Raw genomic sequence first — 16,840 nt, 5'->3', positions numbered from 1 at the left:
GGCAGAGCTCGGCTTGTCCGAGCGGAGCCCCCAAGCGTTAAAACACGCGCGCGATCACCAGCATGCGCTGGGGCGCGTGATCAGCAGCGCGTGATCACCAGGGCGCAGACTTCTGGGCCGTGCGCACGAGCTCGACGGCGCGCCGTCCGATGTACTCCTCGACGTCGGCGGGCGCGATGTGCCGGTCCTTGGCGAAGTCGAACTCGCGCGGCTTGCCGTCGCCGAACGTCACGCGCACGACGGCCGCGTCCCGAGCGAGCTCCACGCGCAGGCTGAAATCGCCGAGCTTGAGCTTGAAGTCGTCTGCCTGCTCGGTGAGCGCGGGCGATTGCCCCTTGTCTCGCAGCCGATCACGGGTGAAGCGCAGCGCGTCGGCGCCCAGTGACAGGGCGTTCTCGGCCGTATGGAGCGCCTCTTGGACGCGCTTTCGATGCCGTTCCTGCTCCTCGGCGTCGCGCTCCGCCTTGGTCTTCGCTGCCTCGATGAGCTCGTCTCGCCAGCTTGCCACGGGGCCTCCTCGTCTCGGACTTTTGTCACGTATCCTTCAGATCGGTCGCGCTGTAAAGCCTCACCGCTCGGGCCTCTTTTCGACGGGGCCCGGCTGCGCAGGGGACGGATACGACGCCACGTGCACCGTCTGCGTCGGAAAGGCGAACGCCGAGCCGTTTTTCTCGACGATCTCCATCAACCCGAACAGGATCTCCTCCCGCCACGTGAGGAACTCGGTCCACTCGCGGGAGTCGAGCCACACCATCACCTCGATCATGAGCGCCGACTCGCCGAGGCCGATGAAGTTGACGTTGATCGCGTCGGGGTAAATCCCGGGCCGCTCGGCGAGAAAGCCGCGCATCTCGTCCACGATCCGCCGCACCGCGCCCGGGCTCGTCGAATACACGAGCCCGATCCTCGCGTGCAGGCGCAGCCGGTCGCGGGCGCTGTAGTTCTCGATCCGCATGTCCGAGAGCCGCCCGTTCGGCATCGTCACGAGCGTCCGGTCGAGCGTCCGGATCCGCGTCGAGCGCAGGCCAATCTGCTCCACGGTCCCCACGAGATCGTCGACCTTCACGAAATCGCCGATGTGCAGCGGCCGGTCCACGCCGATCGTGAACGAGCCGAACAGGTTCTCCAGCGTCTTCTGGCTCGCGAGCGCGACGGCGATACCGCCGATCCCGAGGCCCGCGATGATCCCCGTCACGTTGAGCCCGAGCTGCCCGAGCACCAGGATGAACCCGAAGATCACGAGCAAGACCTTCGCGGCCTTCGTGGAGATCGCCACGAGCGAGAGCGCTCCGCCGCGATCCTTCGCGTCGCCCGCCTTCGCGATGCGCGCCCCCACGCGGTGGGCGAGCACGTCGAGCAGGCCGAAGAGGCCCCAGAGCAGGCTCGCGACGAGCAGCGCGTCCACGCCCCGGCCCACGACATCACTCGCCGCGCGGCGCAGCGCGATCGCCGGCTCCACGGACCAGAACGCCGTCGTCCCGAGGAAGAGCGTCGCGGGTCCTCGGAGCGCGACGAGCAGCTCGTCGTCCCACTTCGTCTCGGTGCGCCGGGCGATCGGCGACGTGAGGCGCACGAAAATCGCAGACAGGAGGGCGCCCGTGAGCATCGACAACACGAACGCGAGCGGCAGCGCGACCCACTGCCACACCGCCACGCCGTAGACCGACTTCGTGTAAGACCAGGCGGGAAGGTTGCGGATCACCCATCCCGGCGTCACGCCGGGCTGCGCGGCGAACAGGGTGATCGGCGGTTCGTCCAGCATGACGCGCACTGTAGCGAAGGATCCGTCGCATGGTAGCCTCGTCCCCATGATCGCAATCGGGCCCGTCTCCGCCCGGACCGACGACGGCTGGCACCTGCGCGGAGAGATCCTCGCCGAAGGCTCCAGGCCCGCGGTTGCGCTGCTCTTGCACGCGATGATGGCGAGCCGCAGGAGCATGGACAAACCGCGCGGCGCGGGCCTCGCCTCGACGCTCGCCGCGGCCGGGCTCTCGGTCGTTTCCATGGACCTCCGCGGCCACGGCGAGAGCGGCCCCTCGGCGCGCGAAGGCGCGCGCTACACGTACGACGATTACATCCTCTACGACGTCCCCGCGCTCGTCGCGCTCACGCGCTCCCTGTTCCCGGGCAAACCCGTGATCGTCGTCGGCCACAGCCTCGGCGCGCACGCCGCGCTCGCCTCGGCAGGCGTTTTTCCCGACAAGGCCCCCGACGCCGTCGCCTCGATCGCCGGCAATTTCTGGTTCCCTTCGGACGAACCGAGCTTCGCGCGGCGCGCCGCGAAGGCGGCCACCCTCCGGACCTGGCTCGCCGTGGCCGAGGCCGTCGGTCACTTCGACCCCAAACCTTTTCGTATCGGCTCGGACGCCGTCCCCTTGCCGTACATCCGCCAGTTCTGGAAGGTGTGGTCCTCCGATCGATACGCCAGCGTCGACGACCGGTACGATTACGCCGAGGCGCTCACCCGCGTCACGTGCCCGGTCTTCGCCGTGGCGAGCGAGGGCGACAAACTCCTCGCGCACCCCGCCTCCGTGACGCGTTTCTTCTCGCGCATCGGCAGCACGAACAAAACGCTGCGGATCGTCACGCACGCCGAGCACGAAGGCCGGGCGCCGGATCACATGGGGCTCGTCACCGACCCGCGCGCGCTCCCCGTCTGGCGGGAAATTGCGGAATGGGCGACGGCGATCGCCTGAAGCGCCCTCAATCGATCTGCAAATGCCAGTGCGGCGGCGCCGACTCCTCGAGCAGCGTCACGCCTTTCGCCTCGTTCACGGCCGCGACGAACGCCTTTTTGTCGGCGGACGACATGTCGCGGTTTCGCACGTCCACGGCCCCCGCGCGGAGGTGCGCCGAAATGTACACGCCGCGGGCGATCTGCGATTTGAGCACCTCGTACATCGCGGCGACGACGTCGTCCGGCTCCTTGCGCGCCGCGCGCGCTCGCTCGTAGGCCTGCTTGACCTCCCGCGCGGCCTCCTTGTTCCGATAGAGCTGCATCGGATCGCCGCCGACGCGCAGCATCTTGTACATCGCCTTGGCCTGCCGCGCCGCGTCCCGCGTCCCGCTCGTCACCGTCACGTGTTTGCCCGTCCGCCGGAAATACGCCTCATCGATCGCGTCCACCTTGTCCGCGACCGGATCCGGCAGCGTTACGTCCGCCAGCGCGTTCCAGGCCGGCGGTTTTCCCCGCGGTGTCGATTTTTCGAGGCGCGGAGGCGACAGCGGCGGACGAGCGGCTTCTTCGGCCGACAGCGGGGGCAGATCGTCGCAGTCGAGGGCGAGCGCGGCGCGCGGCTCAGCCGTGGAGATCGGCGGCAGGAGGAAGGAAGCGTCGAGCTCGGCGACCTCGCGCGAGCAGCCTGCGCTGAGGGCGAGCGCGCAGACGAGGACGAACGTTCGGACGAGCGGGCTCCGCATGGGGCGCTCGCGATGTTGCACTGGCTCGCCGGGCGCGCCAAAAAAAGCGACGTCCTTTCGCAGCGCTGTGGGGTATTCTGGGCGAAATTTGGCGGCAGGACGGGCGGACCGGTCGAGACGACCGGGCTTCTCCAGGAGACGACTTCATGAGCGCCTCTCGCACGAATGGCACTGCGTCTCGCACCCGCCCGCTCACCGGCGCGGAGTACCTCGAGAGCCTGCGTGACGGGCGTGACGTCTGGATCCGCGGCGAGCGCGTCACCGACGTGCCGAACCACCCGTTCTTCCGCAACGCCACGCGGATGCTCGCGCGGCTCTATGACGCCCTGCACGATCCAGCGCGGCAGGAGACGCTCACGGCGGAGACGGAAATGGGCTCGGGTGCCCGGACACACCGCTTCTTCTGCGTCCCGCGGAGCGTCGAGGACCTCGTCTCGGCCCGCGACGCCATCGCGGAATGGGCGCGCATCACGTATGGCTGGATGGGGCAGAGCCCGGAAGAAGGCGCGAGCCTCGTCGCCACGCTCGGCGCCGCGCCCGAGGTGTATGGCCGCTTCGCCGATCATGCGCGGCGCTGGTATCACAAAGCGAGCGGGCAAGCGCTCTTCTTCCACCACGCGATGCTCGATCCTCGCGTCCCCTCGCCGAATGCCGCGGCCCCGACGCCGCTCCACGTCGAGCGCGAGACCGACGCCGGAATCGTCGTCCATGGCACGACGATCGTCCCCTCGGCCGCGGCGCTCTCCCATTGCAGCTTCGTCGTTCAGCCGGGCATCGTGCGCGAAAAGGAGTGCTTCCTCTCGTTCGTCGTGCCCATGGGCAGCCGCGGCGTGAAGCTGCAATGCCGCCCGGGCGCCACCATGAGCACGAAGCTCCACGGCAGCCCCTTCGATCATCCGCTGACGAGCCGCCTCGAAGAGGACGAGGCCGTCCTCTCGTTCGACGACGTGCTCGTGCCCTGGGAAAACGTCTTTCTGTACCGCGACGAGGCTGCGCAGGCGATGGCCTTCCAGCGCGCCTCCTTCGCCGCGCGCGTGAGCTTCCAGGAGTGCACGCGCCTCAGCGTCAAGCTCGAATTCCTCGCGGGCCTGCTCCTTCGCTCCGTCGAGGCGGCGGGCACCGGCGGCTCGCCCGAGGTCCGTGCGGCGCTCGGCGAGGTCCTCTCCTACCGCAATCTCTTCTGGGGCCTCACCGAGGCGCAGGCGCGGGTCCCGGCGCCCTGGGCGAATGGCGCATGTCTCCCGAACCCCGAGCATGGTTTGTCCTTCCGCATCTTTTCGACCCTCGCGTATCCGCGGCTGCGCGACGTCATCGAGCGGGCCGTGGGCAATGGCCACGTCTTCCTCTCGGCGAACGCGAGCGACTTCATGAACCCCGAGACGCGGGCCTACCTCGAGCGCTTCGTGCGCGGCGAGAACGGCTACACCGCGCTCGACCGGGTCAAGCTCACGAAGCTGCTCTGGGACGCGCTCGGCGGCCAGATCGACAGCCATTTCGCCTCCGGCGACCGCATGGAGAGCGCCGACGACATGCGCATCGACGTGCTCAGCACGGCCACCACGAGCGGCCTCGCCGAGCGCTGCAAGGCCTTCGCGGGCCATTGCCTCGACGAGTACGACCTCGAAGGTTGGCGCACCAAGGATCTCTTCACCCCGAACGAGCTCGTCCCGGTCGTCTCCTCGCGGCGGCGCCCGTCGTCGTGGTGAAACCGAAATCTTCGCCTCAGAAAAACCCGTCCAGCGCGATCCTGCAGAGCTCCGCGGGCCGCTCGGGATCATCGGGATCCGTGACGGCCCAGATCGCCTTTCGCTCCGGATCGAACGCGAGCCCCTCGACCTTGCGGCACGAGCCTTCCCCCGAAGGTTCTTCGAGGATCGCGTATTTTGCTCGATCCCCGGCGAAAAACCCGACGGCGGCGCCCACGACCGGCCCGTCGTCGATCGCGTTCGGCGTGCCCTCGGCGACGGCGAGGTACAACGTCCGCCCGCCGAATGCGGCCGCGTCCGTGAAATGCAGCGGCACGCCTCCCGCGAATCCGAGATCGTACATCCTGTGACCGAGGAGCTCCACGCCGCGCCCTTCGAGCGCGCCGCGGGCGACGTCTACGATCGCGCTCGCCACGCGCCCCGCGCCGCGATGAAAGAGCCGCAGGACCTCGCCGGACAGCACCGCGCCCTCGATGTTCGGCCTCGCCCCGAGCCGCGCCTCGACGGCGTCGAAGAGGGGCCCGAGGTCCGCGACGTGCACGCGGCCGTGATCGAGATCGAGCGACGCCTTGTGCCTCCGCGTGTCCGCCGATCCCGAGCCGAGAAGGGTCACGACGCGCCCCGGCCCGACGAACGCCGCCTCGAAATCAGGCTTTTTCGACTTGGGCAGCTCCTCCCCGCTCCCTTCGAGCGTGACACGCGAAATCGCCTCCGACGCCGGATCGACCCACACCACGGAGAATGCGTCGTCCTGGATCACGAGCAATCGCTCGTCGTGCCAAACCAGCGCCGACCCCGCCCGAACGCCGGGCAGGGGCCGGGACGAGACGATGCGGGCGCGCAAATGGGGATCCAGGGATGCTTCGATCACGAGGTCCGCCACTACCCTGGACCTCGGCCGGACGACAACCTTTCTTTTCCCGGGCCCGCCCGCTCGGACAACCACGCTGCGCCCGGGCGCATCGAAGCGCCTCGGTGGATCTCGACAAGCTCCCTGAAGAAGGCCGCCGGCGTGTGCAAATCGAGCGCGTCCGTCCCGAGATCGACGGCGGGCGCTTCCCGATCAAACGTATCCTCGGCGATCGCATCGACGTCTCGGCCATCGTGTACGCCGACGGGCACGATCTGCTCGTCGGCTCGCTCCTCTATCGCCCCGCGCCGTCCGTCGGTGATCCCGATCCGCCCTGGCTCTCCGTCCCGCTCGAAGCCACCGCCGAGCCCGATCGATTCGTCGCGTCGTTCACGCCCGACACGATCGGCCTCTGGCAATACACCGTGGAGGCCTTGATCGATCGGTTCGGTACGTTCCGCCGCGATTTGAAGAAACGCGTCGAGGCGGCCCAGGACGTCTCCGTCGACATCCTCGACGGCGCAATCTTGCTCGAACAGGCCGCCAAGGACGCGACCGGCGACGACGCCCGCTCCCTCACGGACATCGCCGCGCGCCTGCGCGACGACACGCTCCCGCTCACCGAACGAATCACGCTCGCGCTCGACAGCGGCCTTTGCATGGCCGCCGCGCGCCACCCCGATCGCCGCCTCGCCACGCGATATCCGGGCGTGCTCGAGGTCGTGGTCGACCCCGAAAAGGCCCGCTTTTCCGCGTGGTACGAGGTCTTTCCTCGCTCCTTCGGCGACGCCGGCCTCCACGGCACCTTCGCCGAAGCCGAGGCGCGCCTGCCGTATGTCGCCGAAATGGGCTTCGACGTCCTCTACCTCCCGCCGATCCATCCGATTGGCCACACGAACCGCAAAGGGAAAAACAATACGCTCATCGCCGAGCAAGGCGACGTCGGGAGCCCCTGGGCCATCGGCGCGCCCGAGGGCGGGCATACCGCGGTGCACCCCTCGCTCGGCACCCTCGACGATTTCGACAGGTTCTTCCAGGCCGCGGCGCGCCTCGGCATCGACGTCGCGCTCGACATCGCCTTGCAGGCCTCGCCCGATCACCCCTGGGTCGGAGAGCATCCCGGGTGGTTCCCGCGCCGCGCAGACGGCACGGCGCGTCATGCCGAAAACCCGCCCAAGAAATACCAGGACATCCACCCCTTCGATTTCGAGACCGAGGAGTGGCCCGAGCTCTGGCGCTCGCTCGAAGGCATTTTCCGGTTCTGGATCGCCCGCGGCGTCCGCTTCTTCCGGGTCGACAACCCGCACACGAAGCCCTTGCCGTTCTGGGAATGGGTCATCCGCTCGATCAAGCGCGACCACCCCGACGTCGTCTTCCTCTCCGAGGCCTTCACGCGCCCGGCGCTCATGTACGGCCTCGCCAAGCGCGGCTTCACCCAGTCGTACACGTATTTCACCTGGCGCGTCTCCAAGGACGAGCTCACGTCGTACATGCACGACCTCACGAGGACCGAGATCGCCGAGTTTTACCGGCCGAACTTCTGGCCGAACACGCCCGACATCCTGCCCGAGCACCTCCAGAATGGCGAGCCCGCGGCGTTCCTCCTCCGCCTCGTCCTCGCCGCCACCCTGTCGAGCTCGTATGGCATTTATGGCCCGGCGTTCGAGCTCATGGAGCACAAGCCCCCGCGCGAGGGCGCCGAGGAGTATGCGGACAGCGAGAAATACGAGCTCCGCCGCTGGGACCTCCGCAGGCCGGACAGCCTGCGCCCCATGATCACGCGCGTGAACCGCATCCGGATGGAGCACCGCGCCCTCGCCCGCAACGACAATCTCCGCTTTTTCCAGACGGACAGCGACCTCGTCCTCGCCTATGGCAAGACGCACGGCGACGACACGCTGATCGTCGTCGTCAACCTCGACCCGTATCACCGCCACGGCGCGTGGGTCGAGCTCGATCTGCCGGGCCTCACGGACGCGGGGCGCGGCTTCGAGGTCCATGACCTCCTGAGCGGCGCGCGTTATACGTTCCGAGGAAAGCGAAACTGGGTCGAGATCGACCCGCGGACGTCGCCCGCCTGTATCTTCCATGCACGGAGGCTCGCCCGCAGGGAGACCGATTACGAGTATTTCCTATGAAGCGCGATCCCCTCTGGTACAAGGACGCCGTCGTCTACGAGCTGCACGTCCGCGCGTTCAACGATCAGAACGGCGACGGGATCGGGGATCTCCCGGGGCTCGTGCACAAACTCGATTACCTCCAGGACCTCGGCGTCACGGCAATCTGGCTCCTACCGTTCTATCCCTCCCCGCTCCGCGACGGCGGCTACGACATCGCGGATTACACGGGCGTCAGCGAGAGCTACGGCACGCGCGAGGACTTCGCCCGCTTGCTCCGCGAGGCCCACGACCGGGACATCCGCGTCATCACCGAGCTCGTCCTCAATCACACGTCGAGCGAGCACGCCTGGTTCCAGCGCGCGCGCCGCGCCCCGCCCGGCGATCCGCACCGTGATTTCTACGTCTGGAGCGACGCGCCGAACCGCTTCGAGGAGGCGCGCATCATCTTCCAGGATTTCGAGAGCTCGAACTGGGCCTGGGATCCGGTCGCGCGGGCCTATTACTGGCACCGCTTTTATGCCCACCAGCCCGACCTCAACTTCGACAACCCAGCCGTCCACCAGGCGCTGCTCGAGGTCGTCGATCTGTGGTTCGACATGGGCGTCGACGGCATGCGCCTCGACGCGGTGCCGTACCTCTACGAGCGCGAAGGGACGAACTGCGAGAACCTCGCCGAGACGCACGCATTCTTGCGAAAGCTCCGCGCCCACATCGAGTCCCGCTACGAGGGCGGGCGCATGCTCCTCGCCGAGGCGAACCAGTGGCCCAGCGACGCCGCCGCGTATTTCGGCGCCGGCGACGAATGCCACATGAATTTCCACTTCCCGCTCATGCCGCGCATGTTCATGGCGGTCGAGCTCGAGGACAGCTTCCCGATCGTCAACATCCTCCGCCAGACCCCATCGATCCCCGAGACGTGCCAGTGGGCGACGTTCCTCCGGAACCACGACGAGCTCACGCTCGAAATGGTCACCGACGAGGACCGCGATTACATGGTCAAGGTTTACGCCGAGGAGCGCAACGCGCGCATCAACCTCGGCATCCGCCGCCGCCTCGCCCCGCTCATGCGCACGCGTCGCCGCATCGAGCTCATGAACGCGCTCCTCTTCTCGCTGCCGGGCACGCCCGTCCTCTATTACGGCGACGAGATCGGCATGGGCGACAACATCTTCCTCGGCGATCGCGACGGCGTCCGCACGCCCATGCAATGGAGCTCCGACCGCAACGCGGGGTTCTCGCGGTGCAACCCCCAGCGCCTCTACCTGCCCGTCATCGTCGACCCCGAGTACCATTACGAGGCCGTCAACGTCGAGGCCCAGCAGGCGAACCCGCAGTCCTTGCTCTGGTGGATGAAGCGCCTCATCGGCCTGCGCAAGCAATACGAGGTCTTCGGCCGCGGCACGATCGAGTTCCTCCAGCCCGACAACCACCGCGTCCTCGCGTTCGTCCGCTCCTACCGGGACGAGAACGTGCTCGTCGTCGCGAACCTCTCGCGATATGGCCAGTTCGTCGAGCTCGACCTCTCGCGCTTCCGCGGCATGGTCCCCACGGAGCTCTTCGGCCGGACCCGCTTCCCCGAGGTCGAAGGCAAATACCCGCTCTCGCTCGGGCCCCACGATTTCTTCTGGTTCGGCCTCGAACGCACGGCGCCCCTCGAAATCGCGCCGCGCGAGAGGCTCCCGGTCCTGCTCGCCTACCAGTCCATCGAGAGCCTCGTCCGGCGGCCCGAGGGCCGGCGCTCGCTCGAACGGATCCTCTGCAATTACCTCGCGGGGCGGCGGTATTTCCGCAGCAAGGGCCGCGCGCGTTCGAGCGCGTCGATCCTCGACGCCATTCCCCTCGGCGAGCCGAGCGCCCCGCTCGCGTGGCTGCTCTTCGTCCGCGTCGATTTCGCCTCCGGGCCTCCGGAGACCTACGTCCTGCCGATCACCTTCGCGACCGGCGAGCGCGCGCGAGAGCTCGAAGAGACCGCAGCCCACGCCGTCATCGCGGCCGTGCGCCTGCACGTGAGCAATGGGCACACCGACGTCGTCGAGGGTACGCTCATCGACGCGCTCGTCGACCCCGACCTCTCGAATGCGCTCCTCCGTTTCGTGCGCCAGGGCGCGAAATTCACCGGCACGCGCGGCGATCTGCGGTTCCTCCCCCACCCCTTCCTGAAGAGCGTCCCGGACGAGGCCACCGAGCGCGGCCGGCTCCTCTCGGCCGAGCAATCGAACAGCATCCTCGTGTATGGCGAGAGCGTGATGCTCAAGGTCTTCCGCCAGGTCGAGGAGGGCATCAATCCCGAATTCGAGGTCCAGGCGTTCCTCGACGCGCGCGGGTACCCGAACGTCCCGCGGCTCGGCGGCGCCGTCGAATACCAGGTGCCCGGGCGCGACCGCACGGTGCTCGGCATGGTCCAGCAATGGGTGCCGAGCCGGGGGAATGCGTTCCAGTCCACGCTCGAATCCCTCGACCTCTTCTTCGAAAGGGTCCTCGCCGACGAGGCCGCGCGCGCGGGCGCCGCGCCGCCATTGCCGCGGGGCACGTTCACCGAACGCGCGCGCTCTCCCTTGCCGCCCACGGTGCACGATCTCCTCGGCGCGCAGGTGGTTTGGCTGAAGAAACTCGGGCAGAGGACGGCCGAGCTCCACGCGGCGCTCGCGGCCGACGCGACCGACACCACGTTCGGCCGCGAGCCCTACTCCACGCTGCACCAGCAATCGCTTTATCAAGCCGCGCACGCGATGCTCGCCCGCACCTTCGACGCCGTGCGCCGGCGCGCGCACACATTGCCGGAGGGCGCGCGTGAGGTCGCGCGAGAGATCGGCGGTCGCGAGGACGAGGTCGACCGGCGATTCAAGGCGATCGGCGCACGCAAGGTCGACGCCACGCGAATTCGTTGCCACGGCGACTTCCACCTCGGCCAGGTCCTCTTCACCGGCGACGATTTCGTCTTCATTGATTTCGAGGGCGAACCCACACGCCCACTCGCCACGCGACGCTACCGCCGCACGCCGCTCCGGGACGTGGCCGGCATGCTCCGCTCCTTCGATTACGCGGGGGCCTCCGCCCTCGCCTCCGGACGCGCGCGGCCCGAGGACCTGCCCGTGCTCGAACCCTGGACGAACGCCTGGGTCGCCTGGGCCGAGGCCGTTTACCTCGCCGGGTACCTCGGCGCGGCCGCGGAGAGCGAGTTTCTCCCGAAAAGCGATCCCGACATCGACCTCCTCCTCGATTTCTACGTGCTCGAAAAGTGCATCTACGAGATCGGCTACGAGCTCGACAATCGCCCTGACTGGATCGGCATCCCGCTCCGCGGCCTCGCGCGCATGCTCGAGGGCTGACGGACGCTCGCTACAGCGTGCCTTCGCGCTTGAAGTAGGCGCGCGCGTGGGCGGCGATCTCCTTGTCGGTCGGGTGATCCATCGTCTCCACCGCGACGACCTTCGCGCGCAGGTCGTGATGGTGGAGCTCGAGGTGACGGACGAACTCGAGCTTCGCGTTCGCCGGGCCGACCACGAGGATCTCCTCGGTGCCGGCGAGGTGCATCGCGACGTCGTGATAATAATGCGGGTCCTCGCTCGCGTGCCCCGACGAAGCCGTCGGGCCCGCCTTGCGGTGCAGCTTCGTGTGCGCGTGCGGCGACCGGATCACCTCGCCGGCATAACTGTCGGGCGTGAGGTGGAAAATATGCGCTTCATTGTGATCGACCCAAACGACGGCATGTCGGGTGTTCATGGGAAAGCCGACATCGCAACGATCGTGCCGCGGGGCGAAGCCACGCAAAACATCGAGAAATACCCGAGGTCGAGGCGGATCTCGTCGCCGTGACACGCAAGGCGTGCGCGGCGGCGCAAGGACTGCGACGGACGGCCTCGTTTGCCTGCAGGATCCCCCGCCGCGCCCTGGATGTGGTAGGGGGGAGGCCGTGCAGCAAGGCCGAACCCCGATTCACGAGACCCCCGAGGGCGTCGTCCGGCGCCTCGTGGCCGCGCGCGCGGCGCTCCCGCGCGAGGAGGACCCGGTCCTCGCGTTCGACGCAGACGGTACGCTCTGGAGCGGCGACGTCGGCAACGACCTCTTCGAGGCGCTGATCGAAGAGGCGGTGGTGCGCGAAGAGGCGCGCGAGGCGCTGATCGTCGAGGCCCACGCGGCCGGCGTGAAGGCCGACGGCAGCACGATCGACATCGCGCAGGGCCTCTATCGCGCGCTCGCGGACGGCACCTATGAAGAAGCGCGCGCCTTCGCCATGATGGCCTGGGTCTTCGCGGGGTTTTCCCTCGCGGAGGCGGAGGGGTTTGCCCGGCGCGTCGTCGCCTCGCGAGGGCTCGAAGCGCGGCTGCATCGATTTCTTTTGCCCATCCTCGCCTGGGCCGAGGCCGAAAAGGTGCCCGTGTGGGTGGTCTCGGCTTCGCCGCGCTGGATCGTCGAGATTGGCGTGGCGCTCCTCGGAATCCCGGCGAATCGCGTCGTCGCGATGACGCCGCGCATGCAAGACGGGCGCATCACGGCCGAGCTCGCCGGGCGGCCCGTGTATGGGGACAATAAGCCCATCGCGCTGCGCGAGGCCTGCCCGGGCGCGACGCTGCTCGGCGCGTTCGGGGATTCGAGTTACGACGTGCCCATGCTCGCGGCCTCGCGCGTGCCGGTCGGCGTGCGCCCGAAGGCGGGATTGCTCGCGCGCGCGGCCGAGGTGCCCGAGCTCGTCGTCGTCGGGACCTGAGCCATGGCGACGATCGAGCTCCGCGGCCTCGTCCGGCGGCACCCCGGCACCGAAATCCCCGCCCTCGACAAACTCGATCTCGACGTGCGCGACGGCGAGATGCTCGTGCTCGTCGGCCCCTCGGGCTGCGGCAAATCGACGACGCTGCGCCTCGTCTCGGGACTCGATACGCCCGACGCGGGCACGATCCGGATCGACGGGCGCGACGTCACGCACGTGGCGCCGCAGGACCGCGACGTCGCGATGGTGTTTCAGGGGTATGCCCTCTACCCGCACATGAAGGTGCGCGAGATTCTGGCCTTCCCGCTCAAAATGCGCGGCATGCCGCGCGACGAGCAAGACAAAAAGGTCCGCGAGGCGGCGGAGATGCTCGGTTTGTCGAAGCTGCTCGATCGGCGCCCCGGGGAGCTCTCGGGCGGGGAGCGGCAGCGGGTCGCGATGGGGCGGGCGATCGTGCGTTCGCCGCGGGTCTTTCTCTTCGACGAGCCGCTCTCGAACCTCGACGCCGCGCTCCGGGCCGAATTGCGCGTCGAGCTCGCTTCGCTCGTGCGCCGGCTCGGCGTCACCAGCATTTACGTCACGCACGACCAGGTCGAGGCAATGACGATCGGCGATCGAATCGCCGTGATGAAGGGCGGCGTGCTCCAGCAGGTGGGGGCGCCCAGGGACATTTACGAGGCGCCCGCGAACGTCTTCGTGGCCTCGTTCCTCGGGACGCCTGCCATCAATCGCATCGAGGCGACGCACCACGCGGGGACGATCGAGGCGCCGAGCCTCCTCTTTTCGGTGCCGGTCACGCTCGGGCTGCCGAACCGCGTCGTCGTGGGGATCCGGCCGGAGCATGTATCGATCGTGCGCGACAAACCACGCGCCGACGACATCTCGATCTCCGCGAAGGTCGTGCACGCCGAGCCGCTCGGCGCCGAGACGTATCTCTATCTCGACGCGTCGGGCACGCGGATCGCGGCGCGCATGCCGGGCTGGGGGGCCTTTTCGCCGGGCGACGCGCTGCTCGCGGCGGTCGAGCTGCGCCATTGCATGTTCTTCGATGCCCAGACGGGCCGAAGGCTCGCGGAGGCGCGAGGATGAGCGTGCGCCTCGGGCGCAGGGACGCGCTGATCACGCTCGCCTCGTCGTTCGCCGCCCTCGCGGGGGCGGGCTGCGCGCGCGGCGGCAAGGACGGCGAGGCGTCGCTGTGGTTCGCGTATGGCGGGACCAACCGCGAGGTGCTGCTCTCGCTGGTGAATCGGTTCAACGCCGAGCAATCCACGTATCGCATCAAGGCCATCTACCAGGGCGACTACTTCGAGGCGCTGGCGAAGCTCCGCACGGCCATCGCGGCGCGCGCGGCGCCGGCGCTCACGCACGTCGTCGGCGAGGTCGTGCCTTACCTCGCGCAGGCCGGGACGCTCCTGCCGATCGACGAGACGAACCACGTGACCGGCGACGTCGTCCCCGCCCTCGGGCAAACCGGGTGTTTCGTGCGGGGCAGCGAGCGGCCCATCGTCTGCGCGCCTTTCAATCGGTCGACGCCGATCGCGTATTACAACCGCGCGCTCTTCGACGAGCTCGGCCTGCGCCCGCCGACGACCTGGAGCGAGCTCGAATCCGTGGCCCGCGCGGCGACGCTGCGGTCGAGCGACGGGACCGTGACCCGCCACGGATTCGCTTGCCCCATCGATTGGTGGTTCTGGGTGGCGCTCGTGGGCCAGGCGGGAGGGACCGTCGTGGAGGACGACGGGACGCCCTCGCTCGGCGGGGAGGCCGGGGTGCGCGCGCTCGAATTCTGGCAGCGGCTCGTGCACGAGGAGCGCACGATGAAGCCGCCGCCGGGCCGCGATTACAATGCCTGGCAAGCCACGAACAACGATTTCCTGGCGGGCCGGGTGGCGATGATCTGGACGTCGACCGCGTTCCTCAAGTACCTCGAGACGAACGCGAAGTTCCCGGTCGGCGCCGCGCCGCTGCCGGCGGACGTGCGCCGGAGCGTGCCCACGGGCGGCACGATGTTCGTCATCCCGGCCGCCTCGTCGGAGCCCGAGCGCCCCGCGGCCCGCGCATTCCTGCAATGGATGATGCAGCCGCGGCAGGCGAACGAATGGGCCACGCGGACGGGATATCTGCCCGTCTCGCAGAAGGGGCTCGCCGAGCTCGAAGCGAGCGGGTATTACCGCGAGCATCCGAACGATCGGGTCGCGCTCGATCAATTAAAAGACGCCTTCGCGTGGCCGTGGGCGCCGTCCTTGTTCCGCATCCAGCGCGAGGCGGTGCAGCCGCGGCTCGAAGAGGCCGTCCTCGCCCGGAGGGACGCGCGGGCGACGCTCGACGAGGCGCGCCGCGCCGCGGGGGAGCCATGAAGCCGAAGCGCCCGCTCGATCCGTACCTCTTCCTCGCCCCGACGGCGCTCGTGCTCGGCCTCTTCTTTTTCTGGCCGCTCGCGCTCGTCTTCAAGAACAGCTTGTATCGCTGGGACATGCTCACGCCCCCCGAATGGGTGGGCGCCGCGAACTACGGGCAGATCCTCGCGAGCGGCGAGCTCTGGGGCACGATCGGGCGGACGCTCTCCTATAGCGTCGTGGTCGTGGTGCTCTCGCTCGGTCTCGGCCTCGGCCTCGCGCTCGCGCTCGATCGGCCCGGAAAACTCTATGCTTTCGTGCGGGGCGCGGTCTTCAGCGCGTACGTCGTCTCGTGGGTCGCCGTGGCCCTCTTGTGGATGTGGATCCTCGACGCGGACGGCGGGCTGCTCTCGACGCTCTGCCGCGCGGTCGGCATCACGCCCAAGAACTGGCTCGGCGATCCGGCGGTCGCGCTCTACACGCTCGCGGCCGTGAGCGTCTGGAAAATCACGGGGTATTCGATGGTGATTTTCCTGGCGGGGCTCCAGGACATCCCGCGCTCCTTGCACGAGGCCGCGGCGCTCGACGGGGCCGGGCCCTTTTCGCGGTTCCTGCATGTCACGTGGCCCATGCTGCGCCCGAGCGCCTCGTTCGTCGGGACGACCAGCTTGATCCTCTCGTTCCAGGCCTTCGACGTGGTCCGCGTGATGACCCAGGGCGGGCCCGTGAAATCGACGACGGTCTTCGTCTACGCGATTTACGAGCACGTCTTCGTGAACCTGCGCGTCGGCCGGGCGAGCGCGATGACCGTCGCGTTCTTCGTGCTCCTGCTCGGGCTCACCGCATTGCAGCTCCTTTCCTGGCGGCTCGGCAAGCCAGGCGCGAGGCGCGCATGAAGCTCCGATTCTCGGGGATCCTGCTCGGGGTCGTGGCCCTGCTCTGGGTCGGGCCGTATGCGTGGATGGTGCTCACCTCGCTCCGGACCTTGCCGGAGATCGTGGCGGCGCCCGCGTGGCCGATCCCGAAATCGATCCAGTTCGACGCCTACCGTGAGGTCCTCACCGCGATCCCCGTCGGCCGATATTTCCTGAACACGACGGCCATGGCCGTGGCCATCGCGCTCCTCCAGATCCTGCTCGCCTTGCCCGCGGGATACGCGCTCGCGAAATTGCATTTCGTCGGCAAGAAGGTCGCGTTTGCCCTGGTGCTCGCGTGCCTGCTCATCCCAGCGCAGGTGACGTTCGTCCCGGTCTTCTCGATGCTCGGCCCGATCGGCCTCGTGAACACGTTTGCCGCGCTCGTCCTGCCGTTCGGCGTGAGCGCGCTCGGTACGTTCCTCGTGCGGCAAGCGCTGCTCTCGGTGCCCGACGAGATGATCGAGGCGGCGCGGCTCGACGGCGCGAGCGAGCTCCGGATCGTCTACGGCCTGCTCGCGCCGATGCTACGGCCGACGCTCGCGTCGCTTTTCCTCTTCAGCTTCGTGTTCCATTACAACGATTATTTTTGGCCGCTCGTCATGACGACCGACGACGACGTCCGCACCTTGCCTCTCGCGGTCGCCCTGCTCCGCGAGCAAGGAACGGGCGTGCGCTGGCACATCGTGATGGCGGGGAACGTGATTCTGAGTTTGCCCGTCCTCGCGCTCTTCGCGGCGGTGCAAAAGCAGATCCTTCGGGCGGTGACGGCGCGGGTCGGGTAGC

14 protein-coding genes are annotated in these 16,840 nt (G+C 68.5%); 9 read left to right on the top strand and 5 right to left on the bottom strand.

Annotated features, from left to right (window positions below; all coding sequences use genetic code 11):
- Nucleotides 1-94: 94 nt before the first annotated feature.
- On the bottom strand, nt 95-508 hold the full coding sequence (locus QHF85_RS18650; RefSeq protein WP_281328567.1) for a hypothetical protein: 414 nt from the start codon (nt 506-508) through the stop codon (nt 95-97).
- Between the two features lie 60 nt (nt 509-568).
- A complete protein-coding gene (locus QHF85_RS18645; protein ID WP_281328566.1) occupies nt 569-1,762 on the bottom strand; it encodes a mechanosensitive ion channel family protein in 1,194 nt (397 codons plus the stop codon).
- Between the two features lie 46 nt (nt 1,763-1,808).
- Between QHF85_RS18645 and QHF85_RS18640 the strand changes: the two genes are divergently transcribed.
- Nucleotides 1,809-2,696, top strand: a complete 888-nt coding sequence (locus tag QHF85_RS18640) for an alpha/beta fold hydrolase (RefSeq protein WP_281328565.1) — start codon at nt 1,809-1,811, stop codon at nt 2,694-2,696.
- 7 nt (nt 2,697-2,703) lie between these two features.
- Here QHF85_RS18640 and QHF85_RS18635 read toward each other — a convergent pair whose 3' ends face one another.
- Complete coding sequence (locus tag QHF85_RS18635) at nt 2,704-3,420, bottom strand: hypothetical protein (RefSeq protein ID WP_281328564.1); 717 nt, start codon at nt 3,418-3,420, stop codon at nt 2,704-2,706.
- A gap of 146 nt (nt 3,421-3,566) precedes the next feature.
- Between QHF85_RS18635 and QHF85_RS18630 the strand changes: the two genes are divergently transcribed.
- The gene (locus QHF85_RS18630) at nt 3,567-5,126 is read left to right on the top strand and encodes a 4-hydroxyphenylacetate 3-hydroxylase N-terminal domain-containing protein (RefSeq protein ID WP_281328563.1); all 1,560 of its coding nucleotides are present in this window, start codon (nt 3,567-3,569) and stop codon (nt 5,124-5,126) included.
- A 16-nt stretch (nt 5,127-5,142) separates the two neighbouring features.
- On the opposite strand, the gene QHF85_RS18625 is transcribed toward QHF85_RS18630, so the two are convergent.
- Nucleotides 5,143-5,997: a hypothetical protein gene (locus QHF85_RS18625; RefSeq protein WP_281328562.1), complete on the bottom strand. Its 855-nt coding sequence runs from the start codon at nt 5,995-5,997 to the stop codon at nt 5,143-5,145.
- A gap of 104 nt (nt 5,998-6,101) precedes the next feature.
- Between QHF85_RS18625 and QHF85_RS18620 the strand changes: the two genes are divergently transcribed.
- On the top strand, nt 6,102-8,114 hold the full coding sequence (locus QHF85_RS18620) for an alpha-1,4-glucan--maltose-1-phosphate maltosyltransferase (protein WP_281328561.1): 2,013 nt from the start codon (nt 6,102-6,104) through the stop codon (nt 8,112-8,114).
- A complete protein-coding gene (gene treS, locus QHF85_RS18615; protein ID WP_281328560.1) occupies nt 8,111-11,425 on the top strand; it encodes a maltose alpha-D-glucosyltransferase in 3,315 nt (1,104 codons plus the stop codon). The genes QHF85_RS18620 and treS overlap by 4 nt, the downstream gene beginning before the upstream one ends.
- A 10-nt stretch (nt 11,426-11,435) precedes the next feature.
- Here treS and QHF85_RS18610 read toward each other — a convergent pair whose 3' ends face one another.
- Nucleotides 11,436-11,819, bottom strand: a complete 384-nt coding sequence (locus QHF85_RS18610) for a hypothetical protein (RefSeq protein ID WP_281328559.1) — start codon at nt 11,817-11,819, stop codon at nt 11,436-11,438.
- A 190-nt stretch (nt 11,820-12,009) separates the two neighbouring features.
- On the opposite strand from QHF85_RS18610, the gene QHF85_RS18605 reads away from it, so the two are divergent.
- The 5 genes from QHF85_RS18605 to QHF85_RS18585 are packed head-to-tail and all read left to right on the top strand — an operon-like array spanning nt 12,010 to nt 16,839.
- Nucleotides 12,010-12,804, top strand: coding sequence for an HAD family hydrolase (locus tag QHF85_RS18605; protein ID WP_281328558.1), 795 nt, complete (start codon nt 12,010-12,012; stop codon nt 12,802-12,804).
- 3 nt (nt 12,805-12,807) lie between these two features.
- Nucleotides 12,808-13,893, top strand: a complete 1,086-nt coding sequence (locus QHF85_RS18600; RefSeq protein ID WP_281328557.1) for an ABC transporter ATP-binding protein — start codon at nt 12,808-12,810, stop codon at nt 13,891-13,893.
- Entirely contained in the window at nt 13,890-15,161 is a 1,272-nt protein-coding gene (locus tag QHF85_RS18595) for an ABC transporter substrate-binding protein (protein WP_281328556.1), read from the top strand. The genes QHF85_RS18600 and QHF85_RS18595 overlap by 4 nt, the downstream gene beginning before the upstream one ends.
- On the top strand, nt 15,158-16,036 hold the full coding sequence (locus tag QHF85_RS18590; RefSeq protein WP_281328555.1) for a sugar ABC transporter permease: 879 nt from the start codon (nt 15,158-15,160) through the stop codon (nt 16,034-16,036). Before QHF85_RS18595 ends, QHF85_RS18590 begins: the two co-directional genes overlap by 4 nt.
- Nucleotides 16,033-16,839, top strand: coding sequence for a carbohydrate ABC transporter permease (locus tag QHF85_RS18585; protein WP_281328554.1), 807 nt, complete (start codon nt 16,033-16,035; stop codon nt 16,837-16,839). The genes QHF85_RS18590 and QHF85_RS18585 overlap by 4 nt, the downstream gene beginning before the upstream one ends.
- Nucleotide 16,840 lies beyond the last annotated feature (1 nt).

The organism is Polyangium sp. 6x1 (assembly GCF_029946515.1).
Taxonomy (GTDB): Bacteria; Myxococcota_A; Polyangia; order Polyangiales; family Polyangiaceae; genus Polyangium.
Note: the sequence above shows the minus strand (reverse complement) of the source record. Positions and strands in the feature narration are given on the sequence as shown.

Bases quoted from the DNA above. Each gene is read 5' to 3' on its own strand.
- QHF85_RS18645 (WP_281328566.1), bottom strand. From the start codon at position 1,762: ATGCTGGACGAACCGCCGATCACCCTGTTCGCCGCGCAGCCCGGCGTG.
- QHF85_RS18640 (WP_281328565.1), top strand. From the start codon at position 1,809: ATGATCGCAATCGGGCCCGTCTCCGCCCGGACCGACGACGGCTGGCAC.
- QHF85_RS18635 (WP_281328564.1), bottom strand. From the start codon at position 3,420: ATGCGGAGCCCGCTCGTCCGAACGTTCGTCCTCGTCTGCGCGCTCGCC.
- QHF85_RS18630 (WP_281328563.1), top strand. From the start codon at position 3,567: ATGAGCGCCTCTCGCACGAATGGCACTGCGTCTCGCACCCGCCCGCTC.
- treS (WP_281328560.1), top strand. From the start codon at position 8,111: ATGAAGCGCGATCCCCTCTGGTACAAGGACGCCGTCGTCTACGAGCTG.
- QHF85_RS18610 (WP_281328559.1), bottom strand. From the start codon at position 11,819: ATGAACACCCGACATGCCGTCGTTTGGGTCGATCACAATGAAGCGCAT.
- QHF85_RS18600 (WP_281328557.1), top strand. From the start codon at position 12,808: ATGGCGACGATCGAGCTCCGCGGCCTCGTCCGGCGGCACCCCGGCACC.
- QHF85_RS18595 (WP_281328556.1), top strand. From the start codon at position 13,890: ATGAGCGTGCGCCTCGGGCGCAGGGACGCGCTGATCACGCTCGCCTCG.
- QHF85_RS18590 (WP_281328555.1), top strand. From the start codon at position 15,158: ATGAAGCCGAAGCGCCCGCTCGATCCGTACCTCTTCCTCGCCCCGACG.
- QHF85_RS18585 (WP_281328554.1), top strand. From the start codon at position 16,033: ATGAAGCTCCGATTCTCGGGGATCCTGCTCGGGGTCGTGGCCCTGCTC.